Source organism: Roseicyclus amphidinii, assembly GCF_030163755.1.
Lineage (GTDB): Bacteria > Pseudomonadota > Alphaproteobacteria > Rhodobacterales > Rhodobacteraceae > Roseicyclus > Roseicyclus amphidinii.
In genome coordinates this window covers 1-11,139 of sequence record NZ_JASJOE010000084.1, presented here as the reverse complement: position 1 = coordinate 11,139, position 11,139 = coordinate 1, and the positions used below count along the sequence as shown (strand labels likewise).

The 11,139-nt window shown below is 68.8% G+C and carries 8 protein-coding genes and 1 pseudogene; 3 read left to right on the top strand and 6 right to left on the bottom strand.

Annotation, left to right across the window (positions count from 1 at the left end; translation table 11 throughout):
- The 6 genes and pseudogenes from QQK83_RS17540 to QQK83_RS17515 all read right to left on the bottom strand — a co-directional run.
- Positions 1-516: pseudogene (locus QQK83_RS17540) on the bottom strand (vWA domain-containing protein); the annotation flags it as partial.
- Positions 516-1,382, bottom strand: a complete 867-nt coding sequence (locus QQK83_RS17535) for an AAA family ATPase (protein WP_284266473.1) — start codon at positions 1,380-1,382, stop codon at positions 516-518. The pseudogene QQK83_RS17540 and the gene QQK83_RS17535, both read right to left, overlap by 1 nt.
- Positions 1,383-1,436: 54 nt before the next feature.
- On the bottom strand, positions 1,437-3,857 hold the full coding sequence (locus QQK83_RS17530) for an aerobic carbon-monoxide dehydrogenase large subunit (protein ID WP_284266471.1): 2,421 nt from the start codon (positions 3,855-3,857) through the stop codon (positions 1,437-1,439).
- A complete protein-coding gene (locus QQK83_RS17525) occupies positions 3,854-4,348 on the bottom strand; it encodes a (2Fe-2S)-binding protein (RefSeq protein ID WP_284266469.1) in 495 nt (164 codons plus the stop codon). Before QQK83_RS17525 ends, QQK83_RS17530 begins: the two co-directional genes overlap by 4 nt.
- 28 nt (positions 4,349-4,376) lie before the next feature.
- Positions 4,377-5,237 carry an FAD binding domain-containing protein gene (locus tag QQK83_RS17520; protein ID WP_284266467.1) on the bottom strand — a complete coding sequence of 287 codons (861 nt, stop codon included), beginning with the start codon at positions 5,235-5,237 and terminating at the stop codon, positions 4,377-4,379.
- A gap of 135 nt (positions 5,238-5,372) precedes the next feature.
- Complete coding sequence (locus QQK83_RS17515; RefSeq protein ID WP_284266465.1) at positions 5,373-6,512, bottom strand: MHYT domain-containing protein; 1,140 nt, start codon at positions 6,510-6,512, stop codon at positions 5,373-5,375.
- Between the two features lie 174 nt (positions 6,513-6,686).
- On the opposite strand from QQK83_RS17515, the gene QQK83_RS17510 reads away from it, so the two are divergent.
- The 3 genes from QQK83_RS17510 to metG all read left to right on the top strand — a co-directional run bounded on the left by QQK83_RS17510 (position 6,687) and on the right by metG (position 10,905).
- The gene (locus QQK83_RS17510; RefSeq protein ID WP_284266463.1) at positions 6,687-7,901 is read left to right on the top strand and encodes an MFS transporter; all 1,215 of its coding nucleotides are present in this window, start codon (positions 6,687-6,689) and stop codon (positions 7,899-7,901) included.
- 94 nt (positions 7,902-7,995) lie between these two features.
- Positions 7,996-9,132: a serine hydrolase domain-containing protein gene (locus tag QQK83_RS17505; RefSeq protein WP_284266461.1), complete on the top strand. Its 1,137-nt coding sequence runs from the start codon at positions 7,996-7,998 to the stop codon at positions 9,130-9,132.
- A gap of 63 nt (positions 9,133-9,195) precedes the next feature.
- Complete coding sequence (metG, locus tag QQK83_RS17500) at positions 9,196-10,905, top strand: methionine--tRNA ligase (RefSeq protein ID WP_284266459.1); 1,710 nt, start codon at positions 9,196-9,198, stop codon at positions 10,903-10,905.
- Positions 10,906-11,139 lie beyond the last annotated feature (234 nt).

Here is an 11,139-nt window from a genome sequence, read left to right as displayed (position 1 = left end):
GAGCCTGAGCGCCGCGGCCTCGGCGGCGCGGAGGCTGTCGGCGTCCATCAGCTCGCGCAGGTCGCGCTTGGCCAGGTTGCGCGCGCGGGTGGCGATCAGCCGGCCGTCGGTGCCCTCGGCCTCGTCCTCCTCGGAGCCGCCGGGGGTGGTGCTGTCCTCGGCCCCCTCGCCCGCCTCGGGGGCGGTGTCGAGATGCGGTTGCCAGAGCTTCGGCTGGGCCATCTGCCTGCGGACATGGGCCTGCGCCTGCCCGGCGCGGGTCTTGCCCGCGTTGAACCAATAGGCGTCGAAGAGGTCGTCGAAGCGCCGCCAGCCCTCGGCGTCGGGCACCAGAAGGGCGGCCAGCGCCATGCGCGCCTCGACCGGGTCGGTGGCGTTGACGGCAGCCAGCGCCGCCAGCGCGTCGGCGGTCTCACCGGGGCCGAGCGGAATGCCGTTCATCCGCAGATGGGCGACGAAGCCCGCCATCCGGTCGGCCAGCCCCTCGGCCCGCGACGGGAAGCGCGTGACCTGCATCAGGCGACCTTTCCGATCAGCCGGTCCATGACCTCTGGCGGGGCGGCGTCGCGGTCGGCGGCGGTCTTGAGCAGGCAGACAAGCGTCGCCTGCACCAATTCGGGCGCCTGCGCCATGTCGTTGACGCCCAGCCCGGAAAGGGCGGCGGCCCAGTCCAGCATCTCGGCGATGCCCGGCAGTTTCTCCAGCTCTTCGCGGCGCAGCGCCTGCACCACGCCGACGATCTGCCGCGCCAGCCGCGCCTCGAGCCCCGGCATCCGGGCGGCGAGGATCGCAAGCTCGGTCTCGCGGTCGGGGAAATCGACGTAGGAATAGAGGCACCGCCGCCTGAGCGCGTCGGACAGGTCGCGGGTGCCGTTGGCGGTCAGGATGACGATGGGGCGGCTTTGCGCCGCCACGGTGCCGATCTCGGGGATGGTGATCTGGAAATCCGACAGGATTTCAAGCAGATAGGCCTCGAACTCCTCGTCGGCGCGGTCGATCTCGTCGATCAGCAGGACCGCCTGCGACGGATCGGTGATCGCCTCGAGCAGCGGGCGTTTCAGCAGGTAGGCGTCGGAAAACAGCGTCTCTTCGCTCAGGCCGCCGCGCGCCTCGGCGGCGCGTATGGCCAGAAGCTGACGCTGGTAGTTCCATTCGTAGATCGCGTGGCTGGCATCCAGCCCCTCGTAGCATTGCAGGCGGATCAGCCGCGCGTCCCGCATGGACGCCAGCGCCTTGGCGATCTCGGTCTTGCCCACGCCTGCGGGCCCCTCCAGCAGGAGCGGGCGGCCAAGCGTCATCGCCAGATGCACCGCCATGGCGAGCCTGTCGCCAGCCACGTAGCCCGCACCGGCAAGGCCGGTTTTCACGTCGAGATGGGTCATGCTGTCGTGCGGGGCGCCCTGCCCTTCGGCGTGGCGCCCCGCCCTTTCCTGATGTCAGCCGTGCAGGCCGAGCTTGTTGGCCGTCTGCCACACGCGCCAATGGTCGTGGGGCATGTGGCTTTGCGTCAGGCCGAAGGGCCGGAACGCGTCATGCACGGCGTTCGAGAAGGCAGGCACGCCGCCGACGTTCGGGCTTTCGCCCACGCCCTTGGCCCCGATCGGGTGATGCGGGCTGGGCGTGACCGTGTGGTCGGTGGTGTAATTGGGCGTCTCCCATGCCGTCGGCAGGAAGAAGTCCATCAGCGTGCCGGTCTTGACGTTGCCCATGTCGTCATAGGCGATCTCCTGGCCCAGCGCGATGGCCAGCGCCTCGGTCAGACCGCCGTGGACCTGCCCCTCGATGATCATCGGGTTGATCCGCGTTCCGCAATCGTCGAGCGCGTAGAAGGACCGGATGCCGACCTCGCCGGTGTCCACGTCCACGTCGGCGACGCAGATATAGGCCCCGAAGGGGTAGGTCATGTTCGGCGGGTCGTAGTAGCTGACCGCCTCGAGCCCCGGCTCGAGCCCCGGAATGGCCTGGTTGTAGGCGGCGAAGGCGATCTCCTTCATCGTCTTGAACCGTTCCGGCGCGCCCTTCACGACGAAACGGTCGATGTCGAACTCGACGTCGTCGTCATGCACCTCGAGCAGGTAGGCCGCGATCATCTGGGCCTTGGCGCGGATCTTGCGCGCGGCCATGGCGGTCGCCGCCCCCGCCACGGGGGTCGAGCGCGAGCCATAGGTGCCGAGGCCGTAGGGCGCGGTGTCGGTATCGCCTTCCTCGAGCGTGATGTCGTCGGCGGGGATGCCGATCTCGGAGGCGATGATCTGGGCGAAGGTCGTGGCGTGCCCCTGCCCCTGGCTGATCGTGCCGAGCCGCGCGATGGCCGATCCGGTGGGATGGATGCGGATCTCGCAGCTGTCGAACATGCCGAGGCCAAGGATATCGCAGTTCTTGACCGGGCCCGCACCGACGATCTCGGTGAAGTGGGTCAGGCCGATCCCCATCAGCTTGCGGGTCTTGCCGGCCTTGAAGTCTTCGATCCGCTGCGCCTGTTCGGCCCTGAGCCCTGCGTAATCGACGGCCTTCAGCGCCTTGTCCCAGGCGGTGTGGTAATCGCCGCTGTCATACTCCCAGCCCAGCGCGGACTGGTAGGGGAACTGGTCGGCGCGGATGAAGTTGATCCGGCGCAGCTCGGCCGCGTCCATGTTCAGCTTGATCGCCAGAACCTCGATCATCCGCTCGATGAAATAGGCCGCCTCCGTCACCCGGAAGGAGCAGCGATAGGCCACGCCGCCGGGCGCCTTGTTGGTGTAGACACCGTCAACAGCAAGGTAGGCGACCGGGATGTCGTAGGAGCCGGTGCAGATGTTCATGAAACCCGCCGGGAACTTGGTCGGGTCGGCGCAGGCATCAAACCCGCCATGGTCGGCGGTGGTGTGGCACCACAGGCCGGTGATCTTGCCCTCCTTGGTGGCCGCGATCTTGCCTCGCATCCAGTAGTCGCGGGCAAAGGCCGTGGACATCAGGTTTTCCATCCGGTCCTCGATCCATTTCACCGGCTTGCCAGTGACGATGGAGCCGACGATCGAGCAGACATAGCCGGGGTAGACACCGACCTTGTTGCCGAAGCCGCCGCCGATGTCGGGGCTGATGACGCGGATGTTGTGTTCGGCGATGCCCGAGATCAGCGCCGCCACCGTCCGCACCGCATGGGGTGCCTGGAAGGTGCCCCAGAGCGTCAGCTTGCCGGTGACCTTGTCCATCGAGGCGACGCAGCCGCAGGTTTCCAGCGGACAGGGGTGGGTGCGGTGGTAGTAGATCATCTCCTCGGCGACGACATCGGCTTCGGCCAGAACCGCCTCGGTCGCGTCCTTGTCGCCCTGTTCCCAGGTGAAGATGTGGTTGTCGTGGCGACGCGGGCCGTGGGCCCCTTCCATGTTGCCCGCGATATCCTCGCGCAGGATGGGCGCGTCGGGCTCGAGCGCCTTGAACGGGTCGACGACGACGGGAAGCTCCTCGTATTCGACCTCGACCAGCTCGACGGCGTCGGCCGCGATGTAGCGGTCCTCGGCGATGACATAGGCGACTTCCTGCCCCTGGAAGAGGACCTTGCCATCGGCCAGCACCATCTGCTTGTCGCCCGCGAGCGTCGGCATCCAGTGCAGGCCGAGCGGCGCGAGATCGGCCGCGGTCAGCACGGCGACCACACCGGGCAGCGCCAGCGCGGCCTCGGCGTTGATCGAGATGACGCGCGCGTGCGCATAGGGTGAGCGCACGAAATCGCCGAAGAGCATCCCGTCGAGCTGGATGTCATCGACGTAATTGCCCTTGCCTTGGGTGAAGCGGACATCCTCGACGCGCTTGCGCGCGCAGCCCATGCCCTTGAGGCCGGCGGAGCGGGTTTCGGGGGTATCGACAGCGTCCTTCATTCCGCAGCTTCCTTCTGAGCGTTCAGCATGTCGGCCGAGGCGAGGATCGCCTTGACGATGTTCTGGTAGCCGGTGCAGCGGCAGAGGTTGCCAGCCATGCCGAAGCGGACCTCTTCCTCGGTGGGCGTCGGGTTCTCCTGCAGCAGTCGGTGCGCCCGAGTGATCATGCCGGGCGTGCAATAGCCGCACTGAAGCCCGTGATGTTCGCGGAACATCTCCTGGATGACGCCGAGGCTGCCGTCGGGGTTCACGAGGCCCTCGACCGTGGTGATCTCGGCGCCATTGGCCTGGGCCACGAAGACCGTGCAGGCCTTCACCGACTTGCCGTTCATGTCCACGGTGCAGGCCCCGCAATGGGACGTCTCGCAGCCGATATGCGGCCCCTTGACGCCCAGCTGCTCGCGCAGGGTGTGGATCAACAGCTCGCGCGGTTCGGCCAGCACGTCGCGCGGCTTGCCGTTCACGGTGATCTTGTAATGATGCTTGCTCATCGCTTGCTCCTCCCGGCGGTGCGGCGCGTCAGGCGCGCGCGACCGCCCCTTCGATGGCGCGGCGGATGATGACCCCCGCGACGTGACGCTTGAACTCGACCGGCCCGCGGTTGTCCTGGGTCGGGTTGATGGCCGCGAGACTGGCCGCCACGGCGGCGGCGACGGCATCCGGGCCGCAGGACGTGCCGACAAGGGCCGCCCCGGCCTCTTCCGACCAGACGGGCGTGTCGCTGAGGTTGGTCATGGCGACCGACGCCGCGGTGCAGGTGCCGCCCTGCATCGTCACCAGCGCGCCGCAGGCGGCGGTGGCGTAATCGCCGATCTTGCGCTTCTGCTTTTCATAGGCGTAGCCGGTGCCCGCGGGCAGGCGCGGGATCTCGATCCGGGTCAGGATCTCGTCATCCTCGCGCGCGGTGAAATAGGCCGACTGGTAGAAGTCGCGCGCGCTGACGGTGCGGCTGCCCTCGGCCCCCTCGATCACGTAGGTCGCGTCGAGGCATTGCATCAGCCCCGGCATGTCGTTGCCCGGATCGCCATTGGCGACATTGCCGCCGACGGTGCCGAGGTAGCGCACCTGCGGATCGGCGATCTGAAGGGCGGCCTCGCGGATGATCGGAAGCGCCTCGGACAGGCCCGCATGGGTGATCAGCTCGTGCTGCGTGACCATCGCGCCGATCGAGACCGTCTCGGCCCCGATCTCGATCCCCTTCAGGCCCTCGATGTCCTGCAGGTCGATCAGGTGCGCGAGGTCCGCCATGCGCAGCTTCATCATCGGGATCAGGCTGTGCCCGCCCGCGACGACCCGCGCCTCGTCCCCGTGCGTTTTCAGGATTTCGATGGCCGACGCAACATCGGTCGGCCGGTGATACTCGAACCCGGCTGGTATCATGTGTGGTGTCCTCCCTGCGGCCGCATGTCGCAGCCACGAGGACCATGCCCAAGCTTCCGCGCGCTGCGCCAATGCCCGGAAGCGAGCGGCGCGGGTTCGCTCACGAAATGCGAAATGGCTGCACGAAGTGCGAAATCAGAGGCCCAGCGCCTCGCGCACGGCGGCGATCCGGGAGCGGCTGACCGGAATCTCGAGGCCCTGCTCGACCGCCTCGAAGCGCAGCGTGCCGGTGTCCTTGTGCCGCGCGAAGCCCGAGACATGGGCCGGGTTCACCAGGTAGCTGCGATGCGTGCGCACGAAACCCGCGCCCGACAGCCGCGTCTCGGCCTCGGTGATGGACCAGGGGCAGAAGAGACGGCGGCCGCTGGCGTGGAGGACGGTGTAATGCCCCTCGGCGCGGATCGCCGCGATCTCGGCGCGCAGCAGGAACTGGGTCTGCCCGTCCTTCTCGAAGGGCACGCTGGGGGCAGCGGCCGGGTCCGAGGTCAGGGGGGCGACGGGGGCAGGTGCGGGGTCCGGGTCGGGGCCCGACCGGTCGGAGAGGGTCACGGCCTCGGGGCGCGGCGGCTCGAAGAAGGTGACGCCGGTCAACAGGAACGCCGAGCAGATCAGGAAGGCCGCGACGGTCACGCCCATGGCGAGAACCTGGTTGCTCAGTAGCGGCCCCGCCGCACCGGGGGTCGCATCGGCCTGCAGGACGAAACCGGTCTGGAAGATCGCAAGGTAATGCACCGCCGCCACCGCAAGCCCGAAGCAGACCGTTCCGACAAGGATGTTGCGATGCGACCGCTGGTCATAGGCCACCCCGATGGCAAGGCTCGCCAGCGCCACCGCGGCGAGGGTCGAGAACAGGTAATCCCCCGCCCCGTTCAACGGGCGGCAGACCTGCATCCCCGCCATGCCGACGAAATGCATCAGCACGATGCCGATGCCCAGGATCGCGCCCGCCGCCACGATGGACCGCCGCGAGCGCGGGCGGAAATGCAGCACCAGGAGCGCGAGCCCCGCAAGCAGGATGGCGATCAGCGCCGAGACCAGCGTGATCAGCGCGTCGTAGTAGAAGGGAAAGGGCAGTTGCAGGCCCAGCATGGCCACGAAATGCATCGACCAGATGCCGCCGCCCAGCGCCACGGCGGACATGGCCACCACCAGCTTGCGCTTCTGGATCGGGTGGCGCGACGCGCCGCGGGTGAGGGACAGGCCGGTGAAACCGGCCATCAGGGCCACGGCGACGGAGGCCAGCACCAGCCAGGGGTTGTGAGTGATGGTGAGCAAGGGTCCGGCTCCACGGATCACGGGGCGTGGCCGCTATGTAGCACGCGCAGCCGCGTCCGGCCATTTCCCGCGGGCGACGGCCCGGCCGCCAGCCGCGAAAACCGACGCGGATCTGCCGGAAACGGGGATGCATCCCCGGCCCTGCCCCGCTAGGCAGGACCAAACGGAAGACCCATGCGCCTGATCGTCTCCTTCGCTGCCCTGTTCCTGTCGGTGCTGCTTTTGCAGCTGTCGTCGGGTGGCGTGGGTCCGCTGGACGTGCTGTCGGGCACGGTGCTGGGCTTTACCGCGGGGCAGATCGGCCTGTTGGGCTCGGCCCATTTCCTCGGCTTCTTCATCGGCTGCTGGTGGGCCCCGCGCCTGATGGGGTCGGTCGGCCACAGCCGCGCCTTCGCGGCCTTCACGGCGATGGGGGCGATCGGCCTTCTGGCGCATATGCTGGTGGTCGATGCCTATGCCTGGGCGCTGATGCGGGTGGCGACGGGGCTGTGCATCGCGGGCTGTTACACGGTGATCGAGGCCTGGCTGCAGGCCAAGGCCGAGAACGCCAACCGCGGCCGGATGATGGGCACCTACCGGATGGTGGACACCGGCGGCAGCCTTGTCGCGCAGCTGATGATCGGGGTGCTGGCACCTGCCTCCTACGTCTCCTACAACCTGCTGGCGCTGTTGTGCTGTGCCGCACTTCTGCCGCTGACGCTGACCCGCCTGCCGCAACCCGAAACCGGCGAGGCCCCGCGCCTGCGCCCCGGCATCGGCTGGGCGCTGTCGCCGCTGGCGGTGGCGGGCGTGGTCGTCTCGGGCGTCTCAACCGCGTCCTTCCGCATGGTCGGCCCGCTTTACGGGGCCGAGGTCGGCCTCAGCGCCGACCAGATCGGCCTGTTCCTCGCGGCCTTCGTGCTGGGCGGCGCGCTGGCGCAATGGCCCGCGGGCTGGGCGGCAGACCGCAACGACCGGCGCTGGGTGCTGATCTGGTTCTCGGGCCTGTCCATCGGGGCCTGCGCCGTCACGGTCGCCTTCTCGGGGCTGGGCGTTGCCGCCATCTTCATCGCCGCGCTGATCTTCGGGGCGACGACCTTCCCGATCTACTCGATCGCGGCGGCCCATGCCCATGACTGGGCCAGCGACGACCAGCGGGTCGAGCTGTCGGCGGCGCTGATGTTCTACTACGCGCTGGGGGCCATCGCGGCCCCGCTCACGACCTCCTGGCTGATCGACGCCTACGGACCGCCCGCGCTGTTCTATTTCATCGCGGCGGCGCATGTGGGGCTTCTGGTGTTCGGGCTGATCCGGATGCGGCGGCGGCCCGCGTCGGACACGCGCAACCCCTATGTCTGGGTGCCGCGCACCTCGTTCCTTGTCGGGCGCATCTTCCGACGCCCGCGCTAGGCGGTTGCGCGGCTTTTCCATGCCGCGGACCAAGTTTCGGCCGATTCCCGTGGCATCTTCGCCGGCGGCACAAGCGGGACGAGAGGCGCGTGGCATGGGATTTCTTCGCGGCATCCTGACCGGGGTTCTCGGGCTGGCGTTCCTCGCGGCGGCGGGCAACGCGGCCTACCTGTCGCTGACGGATCGGTCGGGGTCCGCGGCCAGCGCGGCGGCAGGCAACACGACATGGCCCGCAGCCCTTGGCGGGCTGTTCGCCTCGGCGACCGACAAGGCGACGCCGCCGACGGCCCCCGCCCCGAGCGGCCCGAGCGCGGCGCGGATCGCCGAGATCGAGGGCACATGGCGCGACTGGATGACCGCGAACGGCATCGCCGAAGGCGCGATGGCGCTCGCCCTGCCCGACGGCCGCGTCATCGGCGCGGGGCTGGAGCGCGATCCGGCGGCCCCCGTGCCGGTCGCCAGCCTGTCCAAGGCGATCACCGGGCTATGCCTTGACGGGTTGCTCGCCGAGCGCGGGCTGCCGTGGAACAGCACGCTGCGCGACATCGCCGCCGAGATGAGCGCCGCGGGCGTCACGCCGCGGCCCTGGAACGAGGCGATCACGCTGTCGGGGCTGGTGACCCATACCGCCGGGCTTGAGCCCGACCTGACGCAGGGCGACATGGTGGCCCGCACCCATGGCGCGCTCGGCCTGCACCGCCGCATCGCCTCGGAGGCGCTGGCCGAGACCGCGCTTCGCGGGCAGCCGGGGCGGTCTTTCTACTCGAACACCAATTACGCGGTGCTGGGCGTCGCGGTCGAGGCGCTCTCGGGCCGCTCCTATGCCGAGACCTGCATGGAGCGCGTGATCCGCCCCGCGGGCGTGACCGGCGCGGTGATCGAGGGGCGCATGGGCTCGATGTCCTCCTATGCCGGCTGGGAGATCTCGGCCGAGGACTACGCCCGCCTTGCCCGGCACTGGTTCACCGCGGGCCAGCCTCATGTCGACGCGCCCGGGACACGGCCCGCCGCAGGCAGCTACGCGATGGGCTATTCCATCGAGGGCGCGGGCCGCCGCGCCACGGTCACGCACAACGGGCGGCTCTGCTTCGACCGCGCCGCGCGCGAGGGGCATGGCGCGAGTTTCGTGGCCCTGGGCGAAGGCACGGCCTTTGCCGCCACCTGGGGCAATTGCATCGACCGGAGCCTCTATGACGATCTGATCGAGGCGATCACGCCGCTTCTGCGCTGAGCCACTGGCCTTGCCCGCGCTCGCCCGCTAAACGGGGCCGAACGCGCATCCGGAGGCAGGGCCATGGCACGCATCCTCATCACCTCGGCGATCCCCTACATCAACGGGATCAAGCACCTCGGCAATCTCGTGGGCAGCCAGCTGCCCGCCGACCTTTACGCCCGCTACAAGCGCGCGCGGGGCGACGAGGTGCTGTTTCTCTGCGCCACCGACGAGCATGGCACGCCCGCCGAGCTGGCCGCGGCCAAGGCGGGCAAGCCCGTCGAGGCCTATTGCGCCGAAATGTGGGAGGTTCAGGACAAACTCGGCCGCGGCTTCCGCCTGAGCTTCGATCATTTCGGGCGCTCCTCCTCGGCGCAGAACCACAAGCTGACGCAGCATTTCGCGGATCGGCTGGCCGAGGCCGGGCTGATCGAGGAAGTGGTCGAGAAACAGGTCTACTCGGTCGCTGACGGCCGCTTCCTGCCCGACCGCTACATCGAGGGCACCTGCCCCAACTGCGGCTACGACAAGGCCCGTGGCGACCAGTGCGAGAATTGCACCAAGCAGCTCGACCCCACCGACCTGATCGAGCCGCGCTCGGCGATCTCGGGCTCGACCGAGCTGGAGGTGCGCGAGACCAAGCACCTGTATCTGCGGCAATCGGCGATGAGGGGCGAGCTGCGCGACTGGATCAATTCCAAGACCGACTGGCCGATCCTGACCACCTCGATCGCGAAGAAATGGCTCGACGACGGCGACGGGTTGCAGGACCGCGGGATCACCCGCGACCTCGACTGGGGCATCCCGGTGAAGAAGGGCGAAGACGACTGGCCGGGGATGGAGGGCAAGGTCTTCTACGTCTGGTTCGACGCGCCCATCGAATACATCGCCTGCGCCGCGGAATGGGTCGAGGCGGGCAAGGGCGCGGATTGGGAACGCTGGTGGCGCACCGACAAGGGCGCGGAGGACGTGCGCTACGTGCAGTTCATGGGCAAGGACAACGTGCCCTTCCACACGCTGTCTTTCCCGGCCACGATCCTTGGCTCGGGCGAGCCGTGGAAGCTTGTCGATTACATCAAGTCGTTCAACTATTTGAACTATGACGGCGGGCAGTTCTCGACCTCGCAGGGGCGGGGCGTGTTCATGGACCAGGCGCTTGAGATCCTGCCCTCGGACTATTGGCGCTGGTGGCTTCTGAGCCATGCGCCCGAGACCTCGGATGCCGAGTTCACCTGGGACGGGTTCCAGCAGGACGTGAACAAGGACCTGGCCGATGTGCTGGGCAATTTCGTGAGCCGGATCACGAAATTCTGCCGCTCGAAATTCGGCGAGGTGGTCCCGGAGGGCGGAAGCTACGGGCCGCAGGAGACGGCGCTGATCGCCGATCTGGAGACGCGGCTGCGCCGCTACGAGGCGCATATGGACGCGATCGACATCCGCAAGGCGGCGGCCGAGCTGCGCGCGATCTGGGTGGCCGGCAACGAGTACCTGCAATCGGCGGCCCCCTGGACGGTCTTCAAGGAAGACGAGGAGCGGGCGGCGGCGATCACGCGCTTCGCGCTGAACCTGGTGCCGTTCTACGCGGGGCTGTCGTCGCCCTTCATCCCCGATGCGGCAGCGGCCATGGCCGAGGCGATGGGGGTGGAGGTTGCCTGGCCCGAAAGCGCCGAGGCCGCGCTGAGCGCCCTTCCCGGCGGGCACGCCTTCACCGTGCCCGAGGTGATGTTCGCCAAGATCGCCGACGAGGCGCGCGAGGACTGGGCGACCCGTTTCGCCGGAACGCGCGGCTGACGCCGCGCGGGTGTTGCGGCGTGGCTCGGCCTTCGGCCTGCGCCACGACCGCGGTGGCACCGCTGCCGCGGTGCGGTCGGTGCTCATGCCTCACGTCGGGCGGGTCGTCGAGGGCGCTCCCCAAGTGGGGGGCTCTGCCCCCGTCCTTCGGACTCCCCCGGGATACTTGTGAAACGGAGAAGCCCGTTAGGGGTTTCTTCATGTTGTCCGTGCAAGGCTGTCGCTGCGGGACAG

Coding starts and splice junctions, on each gene's coding strand:
- QQK83_RS17535 (WP_284266473.1), bottom strand. CDS start 1,382: ATGACCCATCTCGACGTGAAAACCGGCCTTGCCGGTGCGGGCTACGTG.
- QQK83_RS17530 (WP_284266471.1), bottom strand. CDS start 3,857: ATGAAGGACGCTGTCGATACCCCCGAAACCCGCTCCGCCGGCCTCAAG.
- QQK83_RS17525 (WP_284266469.1), bottom strand. CDS start 4,348: ATGAGCAAGCATCATTACAAGATCACCGTGAACGGCAAGCCGCGCGAC.
- QQK83_RS17520 (WP_284266467.1), bottom strand. CDS start 5,237: ATGATACCAGCCGGGTTCGAGTATCACCGGCCGACCGATGTTGCGTCG.
- QQK83_RS17510 (WP_284266463.1), top strand. CDS start 6,687: ATGCGCCTGATCGTCTCCTTCGCTGCCCTGTTCCTGTCGGTGCTGCTT.
- QQK83_RS17505 (WP_284266461.1), top strand. CDS start 7,996: ATGGGATTTCTTCGCGGCATCCTGACCGGGGTTCTCGGGCTGGCGTTC.
- metG (WP_284266459.1), top strand. CDS start 9,196: ATGGCACGCATCCTCATCACCTCGGCGATCCCCTACATCAACGGGATC.